The sequence below is a fragment of the Dyadobacter sp. AC419 genome (assembly GCF_979253085.1).
Window position 1 is genome coordinate 182854 of record NZ_CEEDCD010000024.1, and the last position, 21215, is coordinate 204068.

General features: G+C 45.3%; 17 protein-coding genes and 2 pseudogenes. 4 read left to right on the forward strand and 15 right to left on the reverse strand.

The features are described from left to right. Positions 1 to 102 precede the first annotated feature (102 nt). The 5 genes from AC0IYG_RS23095 to AC0IYG_RS23115 form a co-directional block, all read right to left on the reverse strand. Positions 103 to 1083 (reverse strand): pyruvate dehydrogenase complex E1 component subunit beta, encoded by a 981-nt coding sequence (locus tag AC0IYG_RS23095; protein ID WP_471713429.1) that lies wholly within the window; start codon positions 1081 to 1083, stop codon positions 103 to 105. A 172-nt stretch (positions 1084 to 1255) separates the two neighbouring features. Continuing rightward, a complete protein-coding gene (locus AC0IYG_RS23100) occupies positions 1256 to 2131 on the reverse strand; it encodes a transglutaminase family protein (RefSeq protein ID WP_471713430.1) in 876 nt (291 codons plus the stop codon). Beyond that, positions 2121 to 4415, reverse strand: a complete 2295-nt coding sequence (locus AC0IYG_RS23105) for a circularly permuted type 2 ATP-grasp protein (RefSeq protein WP_471713431.1) — start codon at positions 4413 to 4415, stop codon at positions 2121 to 2123. Before AC0IYG_RS23105 ends, AC0IYG_RS23100 begins: the two co-directional genes overlap by 11 nt. Beyond that, positions 4412 to 4675, reverse strand: coding sequence for a hypothetical protein (locus AC0IYG_RS23110; protein WP_471713432.1), 264 nt, complete (start codon positions 4673 to 4675; stop codon positions 4412 to 4414). The genes AC0IYG_RS23105 and AC0IYG_RS23110 overlap by 4 nt, the downstream gene beginning before the upstream one ends. A 28-nt stretch (positions 4676 to 4703) precedes the next feature. Next, a complete protein-coding gene (locus tag AC0IYG_RS23115) occupies positions 4704 to 8132 on the reverse strand; it encodes a transglutaminase family protein (RefSeq protein ID WP_471713433.1) in 3429 nt (1142 codons plus the stop codon). A 311-nt stretch (positions 8133 to 8443) separates the two neighbouring features. Between AC0IYG_RS23115 and proC the strand changes: the two genes are divergently transcribed. Together proC and AC0IYG_RS23125 are read left to right on the forward strand one after the other, a co-directional pair. Next, positions 8444 to 9247, forward strand: a complete 804-nt coding sequence (gene proC, locus AC0IYG_RS23120) for a pyrroline-5-carboxylate reductase (RefSeq protein WP_471713434.1) — start codon at positions 8444 to 8446, stop codon at positions 9245 to 9247. 14 nt (positions 9248 to 9261) lie between these two features. Beyond that, positions 9262 to 10171: pseudogene (locus tag AC0IYG_RS23125) on the forward strand (2-oxoadipate dioxygenase/decarboxylase family protein). 86 nt (positions 10172 to 10257) lie between these two features. On the opposite strand, the gene AC0IYG_RS23130 reads toward AC0IYG_RS23125, so the two are convergent. The 6 genes from AC0IYG_RS23130 to AC0IYG_RS23155 form a co-directional block, all read right to left on the reverse strand. Continuing rightward, positions 10258 to 10455 carry a type II toxin-antitoxin system RelE/ParE family toxin gene (locus tag AC0IYG_RS23130; protein ID WP_471713435.1) on the reverse strand — a complete coding sequence of 66 codons (198 nt, stop codon included), beginning with the start codon at positions 10453 to 10455 and terminating at the stop codon, positions 10258 to 10260. Further along, the gene (locus AC0IYG_RS23135) at positions 10439 to 10678 is read right to left on the reverse strand and encodes a hypothetical protein (RefSeq protein WP_471713436.1); all 240 of its coding nucleotides are present in this window, start codon (positions 10676 to 10678) and stop codon (positions 10439 to 10441) included. The genes AC0IYG_RS23130 and AC0IYG_RS23135 overlap by 17 nt, the downstream gene beginning before the upstream one ends. Before the next feature lie 86 nt (positions 10679 to 10764). After that, a complete protein-coding gene (locus AC0IYG_RS23140; protein ID WP_471713437.1) occupies positions 10765 to 11052 on the reverse strand; it encodes a hypothetical protein in 288 nt (95 codons plus the stop codon). Positions 11053 to 11063: 11 nt separating this feature from the next. Then, complete coding sequence (locus AC0IYG_RS23145; protein ID WP_471713438.1) at positions 11064 to 11327, reverse strand: DUF4160 domain-containing protein; 264 nt, start codon at positions 11325 to 11327, stop codon at positions 11064 to 11066. Between the two features lie 63 nt (positions 11328 to 11390). Beyond that, positions 11391 to 11693, reverse strand: coding sequence for a hypothetical protein (locus AC0IYG_RS23150; protein WP_471713439.1), 303 nt, complete (start codon positions 11691 to 11693; stop codon positions 11391 to 11393). A gap of 8 nt (positions 11694 to 11701) precedes the next feature. Then, positions 11702 to 13327 carry an SGNH/GDSL hydrolase family protein gene (locus AC0IYG_RS23155; protein ID WP_471713440.1) on the reverse strand — a complete coding sequence of 542 codons (1626 nt, stop codon included), beginning with the start codon at positions 13325 to 13327 and terminating at the stop codon, positions 11702 to 11704. A gap of 93 nt (positions 13328 to 13420) precedes the next feature. On the opposite strand from AC0IYG_RS23155, the gene AC0IYG_RS23160 reads away from it, so the two are divergent. Further along, positions 13421 to 13714, forward strand: coding sequence for a hypothetical protein (locus tag AC0IYG_RS23160; RefSeq protein ID WP_471713441.1), 294 nt, complete (start codon positions 13421 to 13423; stop codon positions 13712 to 13714). Between the two features lie 51 nt (positions 13715 to 13765). On the opposite strand, the gene AC0IYG_RS23165 is transcribed toward AC0IYG_RS23160, so the two are convergent. The 4 genes and pseudogenes from AC0IYG_RS23165 to AC0IYG_RS23180 all read right to left on the reverse strand — a co-directional run bounded on the left by AC0IYG_RS23165 (position 13766) and on the right by AC0IYG_RS23180 (position 18191). After that, complete coding sequence (locus tag AC0IYG_RS23165; RefSeq protein WP_471713442.1) at positions 13766 to 14644, reverse strand: NAD(P)-dependent oxidoreductase; 879 nt, start codon at positions 14642 to 14644, stop codon at positions 13766 to 13768. A 20-nt stretch (positions 14645 to 14664) separates the two neighbouring features. Next, positions 14665 to 16278: an acyl-CoA carboxylase subunit beta gene (locus tag AC0IYG_RS23170; protein ID WP_471713443.1), complete on the reverse strand. Its 1614-nt coding sequence runs from the start codon at positions 16276 to 16278 to the stop codon at positions 14665 to 14667. A gap of 114 nt (positions 16279 to 16392) precedes the next feature. After that, entirely contained in the window at positions 16393 to 17358 is a 966-nt protein-coding gene (locus AC0IYG_RS23175) for an MlaD family protein (protein WP_471713444.1), read from the reverse strand. A gap of 40 nt (positions 17359 to 17398) precedes the next feature. Next, positions 17399 to 18191, reverse strand: a pseudogene (locus AC0IYG_RS23180) (N-acetylmuramoyl-L-alanine amidase family protein). A gap of 117 nt (positions 18192 to 18308) precedes the next feature. Here AC0IYG_RS23180 and AC0IYG_RS23185 point away from each other — a divergent pair. Further along, on the forward strand, positions 18309 to 21176 hold the full coding sequence (locus tag AC0IYG_RS23185) for a putative LPS assembly protein LptD (protein WP_471713445.1): 2868 nt from the start codon (positions 18309 to 18311) through the stop codon (positions 21174 to 21176). Positions 21177 to 21215: the final 39 nt, after the last annotated feature.

A 21215-nucleotide genomic window follows, 5' to 3' on the forward strand; every position in this document is an offset into this window, starting at 1 on the left:
GCTTCCGCTCAAAAAAATTTAACTTAGGGTGACATCAGGCACCTTAACCCAACAAAGCCACTACCCGGAACAGGAAATGGCTTTGTCTCTTTAATGATCTGCTTACTTGTAAAGCACTGACTTTACTGCTTCAACAACACGCTTAACACTTGGCAAGATCTCCTCGATCAATGTTGGTGCATATGGAAGCGGCACATCGCGGTTTGTAACACGGATCACCGGTGCATCCATATAGTCAAATGCATGACGCTGAATGTGATATGTAATTTCTGTTGAAATGGAAGCAAGCGGCCAGGCCTCTTCTACAACCACGCAACGGTTTGTTTTCTTAACGGATTCAATAACAGCTGGATAGTCGATCGGACGGACTGTTCTCAAATCCACAACTTCCACATCGATGCCTTCTTTTTCCAATTGCAGAACGGCCGGCATAACCACCCGCGGAATCATTTTACCAAAAGAAACAATGGTAACATCTTTTCCCTGACGCTTCACATCTGCTTTGCCCAATGGAATCAGATATTCTTCCTCAGGAACCTGCATTTTGTCTCCGTACATCACCTCCGATTCCATGAAAATAACCGGGTTATTGTCACGGATAGATGATTTCAGAAGGCCTTTTGCATCATATGGATTGGAAGGAACAACCACTTTCAGACCAGGCGTGTTGGCAAACCAGTTCTCGAAGTTTTGAGAATGCTGTGCACCAAGCTGTCCTGCATTCCCAGTGGGTCCGCGAAAAACGATCGGACAGCCATATTGTCCGCCAGACATTGAAAGAATCTTGGCAGCGCTGTTAATGATCTGATCAATTGCAACCAGAGAAAAGTTGAAAGTCATGAATTCAACGATCGGGCGAAGTCCGTTTCCGGCTGCTCCTACCGCGATCCCCGCAAAGCCAAGCTCTGCAATTGGCGTATCGATTACGCGCTCGGGACCGAATTCGTCCAACATTCCCTGACTTGCTTTATAGGCGCCGTTGTATTCTGCAACTTCCTCTCCCATTAGAAAAATACTCTTGTCAAGGCGCATCTCTTCCGACATGGCGTCGCGAATGGCATCTCTGAATGCTAATTCTTTCATTCGTAATGTTATAATATTTAATTCTTAGAAGGAAACCATCGCTTGTCCATGCTATTTCGTGGATTTACGGTAAACGGTTACATTAAAAGACGTTTTGTATACTTATTTCAAAATGATCTGGTAAAATTAGAGAAAGGAGGCCAATTCTCAAATGCTTTACCTGAACTATTCTTCACACCGGAATCACATCCACTTCCACAGAAAGCGTATGTTTTCCATAACTGAAAATTATGCCCTTCAAAGGCGGCACATCCGTATAATCACGGCCCCAGGCAGTCACAATGTGGCGCTCGCCGGGGACAATGTTGTTTGTCGGATCAAAATCGCACCAGCCATAATCGGGAATGTAAACCGAGATCCACGCGTGCGATGCGTCTGAGCCTTGTAATTTCTGCTTCCCGGGCGGAGGCAATGTTTCCAGATATCCGCTTACATATCGTGCAGCAAACCCAAAACTGCGGATGCAGGCAATGGCCAGATGTGAAAAGTCCTGACAAACGCCCTTTTTCGCAGCCAGCACTTCCTTAATGGGCGTGTTAACCGTCGTAAAATCAGGAACGAAATCGAATTCTGTATATATCTTCTGGCAAAGCGCTTTTACGCAATCATAAAGGGGGAGATTTTCCTGAAAACAATCTGCCGCATAATTCCTGATTTCCTGGTCCCATTTTACAGACGGGCTGGGCAGCATATATTCCAGAAGTGAGATTTTCAGTGCCCTGTCGCCCGTCAAACGTTGGCGCGCTGACTGACAAGTGATTTCGGAAGGCGAAAACAGCTGTCCGGTTGGATCTTCAAGGCGCTCCACCGTTGCGGTTGTAAGCACCGTAAGCGTCTTATGCGGAGAATGTAATGAGAAATAATGCGTTGTATTTCCGTAAAAATCAGTGCGCGCAACAATCTGCGATGGCTGCGGAGAAACATTGATCGTAAAGTCCTTACAAAGCTGATTAGGCAGCGAACGCGGTGCCAAGCATAGCAGACTGTGATAATTGTTTACAGCCTCGGCGTATTTATATTCTGTTTTATGGATCAGTTTATATTTCATCCGTGTCGTAATCCACTGGTTCAAAAAATGAATGATGCATCAGCGTGTGGCTGAAATACATGTTGGTCAGATTCACAGAAACGGAGCTGATCAGCCTCGAAACTTCTGAAAGCAGGTCAAACAATTCTTTTCTTTCAAAACCAGCCCTACATTTGCTTAAATCCTGCACATTAGCCAGCTTAATTAATGTTGAGGCTTTCAAAACATATTTCTGCGCATCATTAAGCCTTTCGCCCCGAGTTGTGACCGGCAATTTCCCAATGTTGCTTTTCAATTCGTCCAGCATGTAAACGAGCGAGTAAGGCAATGTTTTTTCCAACAAAACCATATCCAGCATCGCTTCCACACTCAAATGCGACTTATAGATCTGACGATAATTAACGAGCAAATGATGGTTGATCAATGTCGCCTCAATCAGCTCATTCTCAACGCCGGGCGCATTTTTAACACCAAAATTGGACTGGATTACGCTGATACGCGACAAGATCCTTTCAATCAGCTTTCCGGTTTCGAGCAACAAAAAGCTGTTGTCCCGAGGCATGCTTTCGGCGATTACGCCTAAGAATGTAAACATGTTATTAAAAAGACCGTCCAGCGTCTTCTGAATGTTATTATTGTTCATCGAAGACGCATTGCGGATCTCGTGAAAACCGTTGTCGATCAGGTCCACAATCCGCCATATTTCCTGGTCCCACTGGTTCCTGACCGCTCCTACTGCATTTAAAAACGATCCAATATTCGCCGCAATGGTTCCTGGCCTGTCCGTGTTGGAAATGAGGTCGATAATTTCATGATACGGATCCGACAAAGGATCTTCTTCGTCTAAGAAACCGGGATATGTCGAGGAAAGATGCGTAAGCGATTGCAGCAAGATCTTAATGTGCTCCTGCTTGGCTGAGCCCCCGAAGTTTCTGTCGAGATTGAGCACATTGATGGTAATGTTCATAAACTTGATCACCGCCATCGTACGCTCGCAATAACGCCCGATCCAGAAAAGGTTTTCAGCGCTGCGGCTGGGCAGCGAAACGTGCTTATTAACCGAAATGGGCGAAGTAAGCACGATTTTCTCCTGAATGTCTTCCGTTTTATCCGACACAATCCACGTGTCTTTGGATAATCCGCCATTTTGATTGGAAATCACAAAACGATCCTTAACCGCCGAACTCCTTGTCAAGCCGCCTTGCATGACGTGATAACCATTCTCATCGGCCACCATAAATGCCCGCAAAGCTGCATATCGCGGCTCAATGTTGCCATTTACGAAAGACGGCGTTGTAGATAAGCTCACTTCCTGCTGGGCTATAAACTCGTGCGGCCGCTGCAAGATCATTTTTTTCAGATCTGCTTTTTCAGCCGAACTCAGTAACCTGCCATATATCGACTTGAATCTCGTTTTCCGGTTGGCTTTCTTGATTATCAGCTCATCAATGTGATCCAGCACGTAATTCAGCTCTTTCACATGACCGCACCACCACGTGGCCACCGATGGCATCAGCAGCTTTTCACCCAAAAAATAGTTGCTAATGTTGCCCATAAAGGCGTGAAAAGCATGATTTTCCAAAATGCTCGTTCCGGGCGGGTTCAGCACCTGCACATTGCCTAGCCGAATCGCTTGAAGCAATCCCGGAACACCCAATCTTGAATCTTCGCGAAGTTCCAACGGATCGCACCAGTCGTCGTCGATGCGGCGAAGGATGACGTCCACTTTTTGTAAACCATCAATTGATTTTAGCCAAACAGAGCCATTCCGAACAAGCAAATCATCGCCTTGTGCAAGCGTGTAACCCAGATAGGAAGCCAGATAAGCGTGCTCAAAATAAGCTTCGTTATTGGGCCCGGGCGTGAGATAAACAATGTTGGGCGCGTCTTTGCTTTTATCGGATATTTTTAAAACGGTGTTTTGTAAACTGTTAAAATAAGGCGAGAGCTTGCTAACAAACATTCCCTCAGCAAGTTCAGGAAGCAGCTTGCTCATTACCACCCTATTTTCCAATGTATAACCAGATCCGGAAGGCGCTTGGGTGCGGTTATCGACAACCCACATTTGTCCGTCCGGTCCGCGCGCAATATCAGCAGCAAAAAGCGTCAATTGTTTGCTGGCAGGAAGCTTAATGTCGATGCAGGGACGGAAAAAGCCGGTGTTATCAAAAACCAGCTCGGCCGGAATAATGCCGTCTTTGACCAGATTTCTCGGCCCGTAAAGGTCTTTCAAAATCAGATCGAGCAGGATTGCGCGTTGTTCCAGGCCTTTTGCAATGCCGTTCCATTCTTTTTGCTCAATCAAAAAGGGATCGGGTCCAGCTGCCAGGGACGGTTGAGGCCGTCGGGCGTTCCGTAAACATTATAAGTAACCCCGTTTTCCCTGAGCTTACTGATCACTTCCTGGTTGCGGCTTTTCAGCTCGTCCAGCCCCAGTTTTTCCAATTTTGAAAAAAGCGCTTCCCAGTAAGGCTTTATCCTCCCGTTCGAATCCAGCACTTCGTCATACGAGCTGAGCCCGCTCTGATAGGATTGTAAGAGATTTACGGAAGCCTCGGTAAGCATAATTCAATGAATAGGGTTTTGCCGGAATCTATTTCGATTTCCAGTATTTACGTAAATCCAGCGTATTTGGATACTCCGGATTGATTAATTCAATCGGCGTGTCACTTTTCATTTCCTTTTTAGTCTCAGCGATGAACCGCGACACACTTCCCGTTGATTTTTCCAAAATAGGAACTTCCTGTTTCGCAGACGGTGTGTGACCAAACCCTTGGAACAGACTTATTTTCCGCGATTCTGCCTCAAAACTATTCACCGGATAAGTGTCAAAACTGCGTCCGCCGGGATGGGAAACGAAATAAGTACAACCGCCCAAGATACGGTTATTCCAGGTATCCACAATATCAAAAACCAGCGGCGCATCAGCTCCGATTGTCGGGTGCAATGCAGACGGCGGGTTCCAGGCTTTGTAACGGATCCCGGAAACATATTCTCCTTTTATGCCTGAGCTCCGGAGCGGAACACGGCAGCCATTACAAACCAAAATATGCCTTCCTTCCACAAATCCGCTCACTTTCACCTGTAAGCGTTCCAATGAGGAATCTACAAAACGAGCTGTGCCGCTGTTGGACAATTCTTCGCCCAAAACGTGCCACGGCTCAATGCCAAGACGGAGATCAAGCTGAATGTTGTCAACCGTAATGCCGCCATAATGTGGAAAACGAAATTCAAAGAATGGGTCAAACCATGAAATGTCGAAGTTATAACCAGCGTCCTTCAAATCATTCACCACATCCACCATATCCAGATAAGCGAAGTGAGGAAGCAGGAAACGGTCGTGCAATTCGGTTCCCCAGCGAATGAGCTTGTGCTTGTAAGGATTTTTCCAAAACTTCGCGATCAATGCTCTTACGAGCAATGTTTGAACGAGGTTCATATGCTTGTGCGGGGGCATATCAAATGCACGGAATTCCAGAATCCCGAGCTGGCCCGTTGCAGAATCTGGCGAATAAAGCTTATCCATACAGAATTCCGAGCGGTGCGTGTTCCCGGTAATGTCCACCAGCAAATTCCTGAAAATGCGGTCCACCATCCAGAATGGCACTTCTTCTCCCTCGGGGATTTGTTCAAATGCAATTTCAACTTCATAAAGCCGTTCATCCCGGCCTTCATCAATGCGCGGCGCCTGGCTCGTAGGACCAATGAACGGACCGGCAAACAAGTAACTCAGTGCAGGGTGATGTTGCCAGTAAGTCAGCAAGCTCCTTAGCAAATCAGGACGGCGTAAAATGGGGCTGTCGGCAGGTTTGGCTCCGCCAATGGTGACGTGGTTGCCGCCTCCTGTTCCCGTGTGACGGCCATCAACCATGAATTTATCCGTTCCTAACCTCGAAAAGAATGCCTCTTCGTAAAGTGCACTAATGTTATCAACCAGTTCCTGCCAGTTTTTAGCCGGATGAATATTCACTTCAATAACGCCGGGATCCGGCGTGACGATCAGTTTCTGAACGCGGTGATCTGACGGAGCGGCATAACCTTCAATGCGGACCGGCATTTGCAATTTTTCCGCAGTGGCCTCAATCGAAGCCATCAAATCCAGATAATGCTCCAGATAATCTGTTGGCGGCAAATAGATGTAAATAATGCCATCGCGCTCTTCTACGCAAAGGGCTGTTTTAATGATCGGGATCTCAAACAGCAATTTAGCATCGGCATCTTTCTGCTCTTTCGTTCGCGTGTCTTCTTCTTCGTCTTCCTCATAAATGGCATTCACCGGAAGCTCATAAGGCGGAGCAACGGAACCATAACGCGATTCAACAAACGGTTTGAAATCCATTAATGGTGGCAAATCTTCAAACGGGCTCCGCTCAACCGGCTGCTCACGGTGCGTTTTCGCAACTTCCGGCAACGATTTCAACGGCAGCCTGAATCCGATCGCAGAATTACCTGGAATCAGAAAGCAATGATTACGCTTAAACTGCCATGCTGAGCTCGACCAATGCTTGCCTTTTTCATTCCATTTGACGGGCAAAACAAAGCCAGCGGGGTTATTAAGCCCTTTTTCCAATAATTTGGCCAAAGTCCTTCTTTCAATAGAATCTTTGAGATTAACCTTTAACGGATCAACATTGACGGGCAATTTCCCTTCTTCCATTGCCCAATAAATTGGATCTTCGTAAGCAGGCGTAATGTTATTGACGTCCAGACCCAGATATTTCGTAAGCTCCGTTGTAAAAAGCTCCGCTTCTCTGAATGTATATTTCGTTTGTCCTTCTTTGGTTACCAGATCATCATTGCGCCACATGGGAACGCCATCATTGCGCCAGTAAAGCGCATATTGCCAGCGCGGAAATGGCTCGCCCGGATACCATTTTCCTTGACCAAAATGTAAAAGTCCGCCGTGGGCAAAGCGTTTTTTAAGCCTCAATGCAAGATCATAGGCCAATTGTCGCTTCAAAGGTCCGTCGGCTGCCGTATTCCACTCTGGCGATTCAAAATCATCGATTGAAATGAATGTTGGCTCGCCACCCATTGTCAGGCGCACATCACCTTCCTGCAAATCCTTTTCCACGTCATAACCCACCTGCATCACAGCATTCCATTGTTCTTCCGTGTATGGTTTCGTAACCCGTGGATCTTCGTGAATCCGGAAAACTTTGTTATCAAATTCAAATGTAACCTCGCAAATGTCCGTCGCCCCCGAAACCGGCGCCGCGCTGGCGTAATCGGGCGTGCAGCATAATGGAATGTGACCTTCGCTGGCGAAAAGTCCGGAAGTCGGGTCCAAACCAATCCAGCCTGCACCCGGAACATACGCCTCCGTCCAGGCATGCAGATCCGTAAAATCTTCCTCAGGACCAGACGGCCCGTCGAGCGATTTAATGTCCGATGTAAGCTGCACCAGATAACCCGAAACAAAGCGCGAAGCAATGCCTAAATGTCTCAGAATCTGCACCAGCAGCCACGCAGAATCACGGCACGAACCGCTTTGAATGTTCAGCGTTTCCTCACAGGTTTGCACACCCACCTCCATGCGGATGTTGTAATGTACTGCATTGTAAATCTGCTGGTTAAGATGAACCAGGAAGTCAACGATCTTAATGTCACGGTTAACCTTCGCTTTCTCGACCCATTCCATTAAAGCCGGCCCTGCTTCTCTTGGTTCGAGATAAGGGCCGAGCTCTTTTTTTAATGTCTGTTCGTACGAAAACGGATACATTTCCGCATATTCTTCCACAAAGAAATCGAACGGATTAATGACCTGCATTTTAGCGATCACCTCCACTTCCACGCTCAATTCCGTAGTTTTCTCGGGAAACACAACGCGTGCCTGGTAGTTGCCGAAAGGGTCCTGCTGCCAGTTTATAAAATGGTTTTCGGGAGAAATCTTTAATGAGTAACCTTCAATGGCAGTTCTGGAATGCGGCGCCGGACGAAGCCGGAAAATATGTGGTGAAAGCGAAACACTGCGGTCAAACTGGTATTTTGTTTTATGAGAAATAGCAACTTTTATAGCCATAATTGAAGTATTACAATAGTCTTTGTTAGATTTGGTCGCCAAGAAATTTCCAGGCTTTAAAAAAATGTATTATACCAATTTTTCAAAATATATGCTTGTCAAAAGTTACTTTGGCAAAACATAATTGCCAAGGCGATGGCGATTTCCGAATTCCTTGATTTGGTCGGTGCAATAACGGCATATGTTTTCAAACATGGCGCTATCACAATTCATTCCAGCCGAAATTTTACAATTTGTTTTAACGAAGCCGATAATTGTATAAAAGTTACGTAATTCGTTCAAAGCTTACGTTACAAATACTTATCCTCAAAATGAAAATTGCAATTATCGGCTGCGGCAATATGGGAATGGCATTCGCACGCGCTTTCCTGAAATTTGATCTTGTAAAAAAGGAAGACTTTCTATTGGTCGAAAAGAGTGAAGACCGCATGGAAAGTTTGAATGCGTTTCAGCCAGGCGTTATTTCCGGCGTCATCGGGCCGCAGATCGGTGAATATGACCTGATCATTTTGTCTGTTAAGCCGCAGGATTTCACTTCCGTTTCGCAGGCGCTGCGTGAAGTTGTAAAGCCAAATCAGGTGATATTGTCCATTATGGCGGGTGTTACCATTGAAATTATACAAAACGCCCTTGATCATAAAGCCGTAATTCGGGCTATGCCAAATACGCCTGCAATGCTTGGAATGGGCATTACTGCTTATTCTGCATCGCCGGAAGTGGATATAAATCAGTTGAGAAAAATCGAAAACCTGATCAACGCGACGGGACGCTCGGTGTTTTTGGAAGATGAGGAACAGTTGAATGCCGTGACCGCATTGAGCGGAAGCGGGCCTGCTTATTTCTTTTATGTGGTAAAAGCCATGATCGAAGCGGGTAAACAAATGGGCTTTGAAGAATCTGTGGCTGCATTATTGGTAAAACAAACGATGCTCGGATCATTTCATTTGATCAACACGGCGGACAAATCTTTGGATGAACTGATTAAAGCCGTTGCTTCAAAAGGCGGAACGACCGAGGCAGCATTAAGGCAGTTCGAAGCCGGCCAACTGGATGAGACATTGAAAAACGGCATTATAGCAGCGCAGGTTAGGTCAGCAGAACTGTCAAAAGGTTAAGAAGAAAAACGATTATGGGTCTATCAAACAAACTTGCAAAGCTTGACATTGTGCTGGACGGGTTGATGCGTCGTTATAAGGAACGCGTTCCGGACGTTAGCATTATTCTGGAGGCGATGGTTTCAGACGGCATTGTCGGGAGCCCGGACCATATTGAGAATGACCACATTGCATTCAGAACAATGGGCGTTCCTCACTTAGGCGTGCAGTCGTTTGAAAAGATATTCCTGCATTATGGTTACCAAAAACGGGATCATTACTTTTTTGAAGGAAAGAAGCTCGACGCATGGTGGTATAGTCCGCCGCGTGAAACTGATCCGCGGATTTTTGTTAGTGAACTTCGGGTAAATGACTTATCCGACGAAAGCCAGCGAATCATCAGGAGTTATACGGATGAAGTAACGAGCGATCCTGTTGACGCGCTCGATCTGGATAATGGCCTGGAAGTCGATGCATTTTTACATCGACCATTATGGCGGACGCCCGCTGTCTCGGATTATAAGGCACTTTTGCAGGAAAAGTGAATATGCTGCCTGGGTGATTTATAACAGATATTACCTTAACCATTTCACTATCAGCGTTCATAACCTGCCGGAAGGTTATAACACAGTTGCTGCGTTTAATGATTTTTTAGAAAAGAATGGGATCCGGTTAAATACTTCGGGAGGAAAAATTAAGGTTAGTCCGGATGGCGGCTTGTTGCAAAGCGCAACGGTCGCGCAAATGATCAATGCAGAGTTCGCATCCAGTGAGCATTTAGAAATTTCCGGCTCCTACGTAGAATTCGCTGAACGGAAAGTCCTACCTCAATTCTTAAACCTGCCACCAGCCGAAATTTCCAGAAAGCACCGCCGTGACGGTTTCGAAGCAGCAAACGCCGACAAAATCTTCGAAAGCACCTACACCACGCAGACTTCGAAGTGATCACGCATTATCTCGATTTGTGTTTCTGATCGTCAAAATTTGAATGCGCTCAGCTGTGACCTGATAGTAGATGATCGTGTGTTTATTCAACACACATTCTTCACGCCGACCTTGGTTGCAGATGCTCTAAACATAAGTGGCATTTCACTGATCAATTTCATTTGGTCAGTCAACCTGATCAGGAAATCTATCTTAGATTTTTCAGAGAAATTTTCTGCTAAATAATTTGAAATATCTTCAATATCAGCCCTGGCGCGATCAGATAACCTAACGTTCAATGCCATGGGACGATTTCATATAATCGAAGAAATCAGAATCCCTGCCAGAAGCAAAATCAGCTATTCCCTGATTAATTGCAGACTTGGTCTGGTCATCAACATTATGCCAAAAATCTTCATGTGACTGAGCCTCCCGAGAAAGCAAAATCAGATAGGCCTGTAAAACCGTAGAGTCTTCAATGCTGTCTATAAGCGCATGAAGGCTCGTTTTTAGATCATTTTTGCTCATGGGCGATTCAATTTATCTCATCTAAGTTATGACTTAGTTTATTGATTCAAAACAACCGAAATCTCGGTTAAGACGTTTGGATTAAGTCAACCAACCAACACCGATTGCTGAAACAAAACATCCGGACAAAAATCAAGTGGTGAAGGAATTACTTTGCCGTCATAATCAATCATTTCGGAAACATTGTCCCAGTAAATCGTCCGACCATCGGTCTTGGCTTCCAAAAATCGGTCCTTATTGAGTATTTTATAATAAACGCTTTGCCCTTTTTCGAAATACTCAGCAAGAAAAGAGCCAAAATCAATAATCCTGACCTTATCATCACTCCACAAAGCTTTGATAACAAACGGTTCAATTGATAATATTTCTTTCACCCTAGGATTCATTACTGCAAAGGTTTGATTTTGCGAAATTGGCCGTTGTCCTTCTGTGACTCCTGATAATTAATGACCAAGTCTTCTCGATAGAGCTCAACCCAGGCCTGGATCAGTCTTATTTGCTTTCTAGGCAAATCGCCAACAATTATATTACCTGTTTCAATAGAAAATTGTGCTTCTTGATCACCATACTCCGCATGAAAATGAGGTGGCAAATGATCTTTGAAATACATATAAATCACTATTCCAAAAAAACGAGAAATCTCCGGCATCGGTTCGCAAGAATTAAGTGTGTGAAATAAAAATCAGATTATACAAGTTTCAAATCTATAAAATCATTCATTCACTAAAAAATAAACGATCCTGCAAGCAGTTCCGGCGCTTTTTTGATTTTTATCGGGGGCAATGCTGAGATGTAGTTTGTGCTTGCCGGAAGTTAGTTCGTCGCCTAGCATCAGATACCACGGTAAATGCAACTGATTGCTCCATTGTGTGAAAAGGTCGAGTGACTTGGGGTTTTTGCCGTCGATGGTGTAACTGATTTTGCCTGCGTCGGGACCGGAGATGATGGCAATGCCGATGCCTCTTCCCTTGAATTCAAAATCCAGCGAAGCATTACTTTCTTCTCCGACGAGCATCGGAACATTTACAAAGCCGGGACGGGTTGAAACCTTATCGGCGGGCTTCCAGTCGGGAATGCGTGAAAATCCTTTGAGGTTTTTTGCTTCGGCAATCTCGTGATAACTTCCCTTTCGTAAGAAAACTTGTCCAATGGCACCGGAAGCGTGGCTTTAACCGCCACTGACGTGTCCATTTTAATCAATTCCTTTATGGTTTGAAAGTAGACTTCCTGCCCGTAAGGCGACGGATGCAAATCTTTGAAATCATACTTCCATGAAAATTCGTTCGCCTGGATCCGGTCGTAAACTTCCCGGGCCAGGTTAATGTAAGCGGCGCCATAATGTTTGGCAACACGCTCGTGCACAGCAACTTCAACGGGCTCTTTTCCTTTTTCGTAATCAGCGTTTTTTGCTGGCTCTGCAAATGCCATTAACACAACATTGGCCTGCGGATTGCTTGCATATAAATGCCTTGTAATGCCTTCCAGACCACGAATTTGTGCTTTTTCACTAAAACCATTTCCCCGGTCATTGACTGCGGCTTCCAGAAACAGCAAATCCGGAGTGCCTTTTGCCAGCACATCCCGTTCAAAACGAAATGCATGCGGCGTGCTGCCTAATGACGGAATTCCAGCTGCAATGAATGTGAAGTCTGTTTCCGGAAAATGCTCTTTAAAATATTGCGCTGTTTTATCGCGCCAGCCTGGGTTATGCGTGATTGAACCGCCCAAAAAAGCAACAGTTCCTTTTTTCTCTTTCCTGAATTTATCAAAAGCATTTCCCAAACCTTTATTGAACTGAATGTAAGGCTGGTGCGGTAACATTTTTCGAACAGGAACACTGTGTTGCTCGATAAAATTGGCAAAGAATTCAGGATGCTCAATCGGAAAATGATGCCCTTCCATTTCCTGTTCGCCGCGCGTCATTGGATAAACACTGACGGGGCCACCGAGCTGCATGTAGTTTTTAACCAATAAATCGCTGTTTTCCTCAGCCGGAACGTGCTTGTCATTTAAGCCAATCACATGCACAATCGGCACTTTAAACGAAGCCAGGCCTGCCAGATCATTGACCGGAATATCCGTGAATTTCGCTGCCTCTTCTTCTGAAAGATTGAAAAGTTTGAGCCATGCTGCCCAATCCTTCTCGGAGCCCAGCCCCTTCCCTTTTCCACCGGGCCAGCTTTTAGGATCGCAAACAGGCGCCTCGGCATAAATGCAGCTCACCTTATCCGGGTTTCGCTTGGCCCAGCCATACACATATAAACCGCCCCGACTCACACCTTCGAGCGCAACTTTGGGCGCAAACTGCTTTTGATTGACCAGATAATCATAAAATCTATCCCAAACCTGCATCGCTTTGGGATGCGCAAAAAGATCATTTGTATTGATATAGGCAATGTGAAAACCACGTGAAAGCAGAATGCTGTCCATGTCCGTATGCCAGGTTGGGAAATGTGCGCGCCACACCCAGGGATTTCCGGCGATGGCCGTTTTAGGTTTTACAAACCACGCTTCCCGGTCTTCAAATGTAAATGTGACCTTTTCAAAACCTTTCCAGGACGTTACTTTTTCGGCCGTTTGAGCGGCTATAATTGGTCCTGTTAATGCAAGAAATGCGAACCAAACCCATGTTAGAATTCTCTTTGTCATTCCCGATAAAGGAACAAAGCCCTAAAATTTACCGGTGACGTATAGCAGTTGGTATGATATTTTAAGCCATATCATAAACTATATAAAAGACTTATGGATAAGATCGAAAAGTTCAAGACCATGGAGAAAATTCTCCGTGAAATCGAAGATTTAAAGAACAGTGAAACTGCAGTGATCAAGAAGATAGGTCAGATCGAAACTGAAAATATGAATGTGAACGTTCAGAATCTGGATAAATCGCTTAACGAGATTTATGATGGCGTTTACAAAAATCTGCAACAAGTGGAAGATCTTCATACTTCTTTCACTGAAACCGTTGCTGATTTCAAAGAGAAGAATAATATAACTGATGAGATGTTACTTGAATTCAGCGAGAATAATAGTTAATAATCCCGCTGAAACTTGAAAAAGGCTGCATATGCAGCCTTTTTTGTTGTCTTATAATCCCGCATCGTCCGAAGGCCCCATAGCCAGGGCGCCCCAGTCCATATTTTCACGCCCTTTTGCCATTGCTGAGATAAAACGGTTTCTGACCAGATCGGCCATTGGCATCGGCACATTTACATTAGACGCCGTTTGCAATGTCAGATTGATATCTTTCAAGCCAAGCGGCAGCCGGAATGCCACCGGTTCGTAAACATTACTGGCAACAAGTTTCCCATAATTTTGAAAAATGGGCGCAGCAAATATTGTTTGCGTCAGCATTTCATAAATGCTTTGCCGCGAAATGCCGTTTTTCTCCGCCATTGTAAAGGCCTCACCCATCATTTCCAAACTTGCTGCAATCATAAAGTTTCCGGCGAGCTTCACCACATTGGCCGCTCCGGGATCATCGCCGAAGTCATAAATTCCTTTGACAAAATTTTGCAGGATCGGCTTCGCAATTTCCCTTGCTTCCGCCTTTCCGGAAATCGCAATGTTGCCTACGCCCGCAACAACCGCTTCCGGTCTGGCAAAAATGGGCGCAGCAACGTAAGTGGCTTCATACCAATCGTGAATCTGGCTCAGCTGACGTGAAGTTTCAGGAGAAATCGTGCTCATCGAAATGTGTATGCCACCTTTCCCAAGCTTTTCGACCAGTTCCATTGAAAAAATCTCTTCAACCGCTGCGTCATCGGCAAGCACAGAAACAACGATCCCACCGGTTTCAATCGCGTCGATTGGATTTTCGGCCAGCTTTGCGCCAAGTTTAATCAGCAGATCCGCTTTTGAGGCCGTCCTGTTCCAGACAGTAAGTTCATAACCTGCATTGATAAGACGTTCGGCAATGGGTGTTCCCAGGTTTCCAAGACCCAGAAATGCTATTTTTTCAGACATAAAAGTTAACGTTTAGTAAATCAAACCTGCATTACGCCCACATTAAAAGGCTTTTCAATCGGAGCCTGATCTGCTGCTGCAATGCCAATAGAAATAATGTTCCGGGTTTCCACCGGATCGATGATGCCATCGACCCATAATCGTGCCGCGGCGTAGTAAGGGGATAATTCCTGGTTATAACGGTCGGTGATTTCGTCCAGCAATGCTTTTTCGGCTTCGGGTGTGATCGTTTCGCCTTTGGCTTTGAGGGTCGCGGTTTGCACTTGCAAAAGTGTTTTGGCTGCTGTCGCTCCGCTCATCACCGCCATTTGCGCGGTGGGCCATGCAAATATCAATCTCGGGTCATATGCTTTTCCGCACATCGCATAATTGCCTGCTCCATAAGAGTTTCCAACAATAAATGTGAATTTCGGAACAACAGAATTGGCCACAGCATTCACCATTTTTGCCCCGTCTTTGATAATTCCGCCTTGCTCGGCTCGACTTCCGACCATGAAACCTGTGACATCGTGAAAAAACAGCAAAGGGATTTTTTTCTGGTTACAATTCATGATGAATCGCGCAGCTTTATCAGCCGATTCGCCATAAATCACACCGCCCATTTGCATTTCCCCTTTGCCCGATTTCACCATTTTACGCTGATTGGCCACAATTCCCACTGCCCAGCCATCAACACGCGCATAGGCGCAAATCAATGTTTTGCCGTAATCGGGCTTATATTCGTCCAGCTCAGAATCGTCGACAATGCATTCCAGGATCTGGCGCATGTCGTAAGGTTTGAGACGGTCTGTTGGCAGCAATGTGTAGATTTCCTCCGCAAGCCGCTTAGGTGCAATGGATGGTTTTTTGTCAAAACCTGCGGAACGCGGCCTTCCTATTTTATCAATGTGTCTTTTAATGGCGTCCAGACAAGATTTGTCGTCGGGAAACTTGTTATCCGTCACGCCCGAGATTTCGCAATGCATGGCAGCGCCGCCCAAAGATTCAGAATCAACGTCTTCCCCAATGGACGATTTCACGAGATAAGGGCCTGCCAGATAAACGGAGCCCGTGCCTTCCACAATGAATGCTTCGTCGGACATAATCGGCAAATAAGCCCCGCCCGCAACGCAGCTGCCCATAATGGCCGAAATCTGGACAATGCCCATTGCCGACATTTGTGCATTGTTTCTGAAAATCCTTCCAAAATGCTCCTTATCAGCAAAAACCTCCGCCTGCATGGGCAAATAAACGCCCGCGCTATCGACCAGATAAATGACTGGCAACCGGTTTTCCATGGCAATTTCCTGCGCTCGCAAATTCTTTTTTGCCGCAATGGGAAACCACGCCCCGGCTTTCACGGTGGCATCATTAGCAACGATCATACATTGTTTTCCGGACACATAACCGATTCCGGCAACAACGCCGCCGGAAGGGCAACCGCCTTCATCGGCATACATGCCATCCGCAGTAAATGCACCGATTTCCAGGAAATAAGAGTTGGTATCAATCAGATAATCAATGCGTTCCCGCGCAGTAAGCTTTCCTTTCTTATGCTGAGCCTCGATTTTTTTCGGGCCTCCGCCGAGTTTGACCTGTTCATATTTCTCGTTGAGAACCTGTAACAATTGCGGAAGGCTGTCCTGGCTGGCCATGTTTGATGAAGTAAGATAATGCTTAGCCTGAGTAAGGTCAGGTTTATTTTCAAAAATAAAAAGTCGTTTACCCGTAAGCAAACGACTTCAATTTTATTTAAAATGACTTAAAACCTATTTAATAACCGTTGTGGTGTCCAGTGGTGATTCTGACGGGCCTTTGTCTTTTTTACCAAAAACAGAAATGTTAATGTAACGTTTCGGATGCTCGCGAAGATTGGTCAAAAGCTTGTTCAAGCTCACCACCGTGCGGTCAATGTTATTGTAAAGCGTTTCATCCTTAATCAGCTTTCCAGCGGTTCCCTTGCCTGATTCAACACTTGCCAAAAGTGTGTGCAACTCGCCGATCGTCCGGTTTGCATTCTGAACCGTTTCGCCAAGCCGCAATGCATTCAATGAGTCTGCTAATGTGCCTGTTTTGGCAAGAAGCGGTTTTAATTCTTTTTCGGTTTCGACAAGTGAGGTGGAAAGTTTGTTCAAATTCGATGTTAATGCCACCAGATTTGAGCGGTTTTCTGTCAATAAGCCTTGCAAATTTGTTCCGGTCTGATTGTAATTTTTCAAAACCTGGTTCAATATCAAACCCGTTTCCTTAAATCCCATTACAACTACGTCCAGGTTTTTGATCAATGAATCTGCGTGATTAACCAAAGGCAAAGCCTGTTGCTGCAAAACAGCGGAAATCCCAGCTTCTTTTTTGGATACAAGCGTATCACCATCCTGCAATGGAGCGCCGGTGCCAACTGAAAGATTAATCACTTTTCCTCCCAAAAGGCCGCCATCTGCCAGAATAGCCGCAGTTCCGCCTGGGACAATGACGCCTTTTTGCACGTCAATGGCGACCAAAAGCCGGTTTTTCTGATTTTGCAGTAATTTGATTTCTTGCACCCTGCCCACATTCAAACCATTCAATAACACTGGGTTTGAGGCAGTAAGTCCATCAATGTTGTCGTAGACCACGTAATATTTGTGGGTTCTTGAAAAAACGTCGGAGCCTTTGAGGATATGAAAGCCAAAATATAACATTACGATGGCGAAAACTGCCATGATTCCGACTTTTGCTTCTTTTGATACTTTCATGGGCTAATTAATTGATATCGAAGTATAAGATATGGCCTTATCAGCGGTCCATATCTTTTTTGTAGGCCATAAATGCCTGATGTATTGACTCTGCAACCTCTCTCTGACCGTCTTCTGATCCCAGATATTCTTCTTCATCGGGTGTGGATAAAAAACCCGTCTCGATCAAAACCGCTGGCATAGCGCATCTCCAGCACCAGAAACCCGGCTTGTTTAACGCCGCGGCTGTCCCGGTCTGAAACAGATTGAAATTTCTTTTCGATTAAATCGGCAAGGCGAAGGCTGCTGGAAATAAATGCACTTTGGTAATTGGCCAGCATAATGTGTGCCAGTGGTGAATTGGGATCGAAGCCCTTGTATTTCTGCTTATAGTTCGTTTCCTGTAAGATAACCGAGTTTTCACGCTTCGCAACGTCAAGGTTTCCTTGCGTTTTATGCAACCCCATCACGAATGTTTCCGTTCCTCGCACCGACCTCGAGCTGGGTGTGGCATTGCAGTGAACCGAGATGAAAAGGTCTGCATTGTTGCGGTTTGCAAATGCAGAGCGCTCGCCTAACTCAATAAATACGTCAGTTGATCGGGTAAATAGTACTTTTACGTCCGGTGTCTCCTCTTTGATCTTACGCCCAAGTTCAAGTGCAACTGCTAATGCAACGTCTTTTTCTTTGGTAACGCGTCCGCGGGTTCCGGGATCTTTTCCACCATGGCCGGCATCAATGACAACAGTATTAACTTTACTTGATTTTGCGGGCGCGGGGTCATTTTTGAATACAAAAGCGAGACTTGCAAAAAGGGTGCTTGCGACAATTACTAATTTAAGAACTTTTAACATTATTTTTTAATTAGGGCGTTACTCGTTAGAGGTTTCTCTGCTAATTTTGAAATTCGTTATGCAAAAATACGCTATTTGTTAGAACTGAAAAGAAAGGCGATTATTATATCGTCAGTAGTGGCAGCGTTTCTCATCTTTAGCACAGTCGCCTGTGTACAGCAACGCACCAAGAGGTCCGGGAAAAATCAGGGCAAGCCGAACGTTACAACTTCTGCAAAGCAATCAGCGGACTCTCTTCTTGCTGTAAAAAAACAATCTGGCGCCGACACAACCGGTGCCGGGAAGAATGCTGCGTCCCTTAATGGTGCAGTTACACCGGGCGATACTTCTCTCACTAACAGAGGCTTAACCGCAGACTCCACGGCAACGGATACATTATCCAATCCTGATGACCTGCAAAGTACAGTGCAATATACGGCTGAGGATTCCACAATCATGGATGCCGTTTTGAAACAAGTGCATTTGTACGGCAATGCGGAAGTGACTTACGGGACCATTAATCTGAAAGCCAGTTACATCCGGCTCAACTGGGTCACCAACGAAGTTTACGCCATCGGAACGCCCGATCCCGAAGATTCTACTTCCAAGAAAACAATTGGCGATCCTATATTTCAGGATGGACCTGAAACGTATAATACCAAAGAGATCCGATACAATTTCAAATCGAAAAAGGCTCTAATTCAAGGCATTATCACACAAGAAGGCGACGGGAACATTCGGGGAGAAAAGGTAAAAAAAGATGCGGAAGGGAATTTCTACATTCGCCACTCCATGTACACGACCTGTAACCTGACGCATCCCCATTATTACATTAATGCGCCTAAGATCAAGATGGTTAACAAAAAACAGGTCATTTCCGGCCCGTTTAATCTTGTGATCAGCGACGTGCCTTTGCCTATCGCGTTGCCTTTCGGTTTTTTCCCTTTTCCAAAGAAAAAAGAGAACGGGACTTCCGGAATTCTTTTCCCAACTTATGGCGAGGAACCCAATGGACGCGGTTTTTATCTCCGGGAAGGCGGTTATTATTTTGCGATTAATGAATTTGTGAATGCTTCCCTGACCGGTCAGATTTATTCAACCGGAAGCTGGGGTTTAGGACTTGCCTCGACTTATCTCAGGCGTTACCAGTATAGTGGAAACCTGAGTCTGAGATTCAACCGGAACAAATCGAGTGATGAGGTTGACAGAGATCTCGGTCGCAACACGGCCAACGATTTCAGCATTGTGTGGTCGCATGCGCCAAGGCCGAGAGGAAATTCCCAGTTTTCTGCAAACGTTAATGTGCAGAGCAACAGTTACAACCAGTTGCAGGAGTTTGAAACAAATAAATACATTTCCAATGTTGCCAGCTCGTCCGTTCAATATAACCGCACATTCGGGCAGTTTATGCGTGCAGCGGGTAGTTTGCGCGTGAACCAGAACTTTGGACAAGTCGACCAGACCGATCCGAACAACAGGAGAAAGAATGGTAAGACAAACGTTTCAACTGATTTCAGTTTTGGTGTGAACCAGATTGCTCCTTTTGCATTGAAAGGCGGCAGAGGACGCTGGTATGAAAGCTTCCGGCTAGGACTTGATTTTAGCGGTAATTATGCCCTTACAAACTCATTAACCCCTATTGACACCTCTTCTGCATCGCTCGGGTTTTCAATCGTAAACGACTTTGATCCAAGCCGCTTGACGACAAAAGTGGTGCAATTTAACCTTGCTAACCTTCCTGAAATGTTACGGGATGCGCAGTTCACGGGCCGTTATAGTCTTCCGATTTCACTTCCTAACTTCAAGGTTTTACGCTTTATCAATGTTACGCCAAGTTTGTCATTGCAAGGAGAGGTTTTCACCAAGCAATACAATTATTCGGTTGAAAGAAACCGGGTTCGCATTGATACATTAAGACAAGTAGGAACGGAATATTCGTATAACTTCGGAGCGGGCGTAAACACGCGTTTTTACGGAACGTTCTTTGTTAAAGGAAAGCGCCTGGAAGCGATCCGGCATACAGTTATCCCTTCATTATCATTTACTTATACACCTGATTTTACGGGTGATGCATTTGGTTTTTATCAAAAAGTAACCTTAAAAAACCGCGGACTGGACGACCGGGAATATTCACTTTCCAGATTTCGCGGTGTGGGAACCGGCGTGAGCAATGGACGGGCTTCGAGTGTAGTTTCATTCAGCTTGAACAACTCATTTGAAATGAAGCTGAAAACGAAAAGTGATACGGCTGCGCAGCAGTTTGAGAAGGTGTCATTGCTGGATAACCTGAGCTTGGGCGGTAATTATAACCTGCTTGCGGATTCGCTTAACTTGTCGAATATTACGGTCAATGCCAATGCAAGAATTGGTAAAAACCTGAACTTGAACTTCAATATGAACCTGGATCCTTATGCTTATGAGGCGAATCCAAGGATTTTAGGCAATCAGATCGGAACGAGGGTTAATAAATATGCCATTACGCAAGGTCAAGGCCTGGCAAATCTTCAAAATCTTGGCTTTACACTGGGGACAAGTTTTGCTCCTAAAAGCTCCGACAAATCGAAAACAGCTGCACCGGCCGCCGACGGAACGACAACAGCAACCCAGGAGCAGCGTGAATTTATCGCACAAAATCCTGAATTGTATGTCGATTTTAACATTCCCTGGAATGTGTCGCTTAACTACAACTTTGGCTTAACGAAAACCGGCCTTTCGAATGCGCAACTTATTCAGGCAATTCAGGTTACGGGTGATCTTAGCTTGTCTAAAAACTTCAAGGTGAGTGTTAATACAGGTTTTGATTTTACTGCTTTTGAGCCAACGATCACATCATTAACCCTTTATCGGGATCTGCACTGCTGGGATATGAGTTTCAGCTGGACACCATTTGCGGGAAGTGCTTCACGTGTAAGCAATTACAACTTTACTTTGAAAGTAAAATCGGCTATTCTGCAAGATTTGAAAGTGACACGCCGCCGCTCGTTCTACGACCGCTCTGCTTATTAACATTATTCACACAAAGGCATAAAAAAGGCCGTTCTGGAT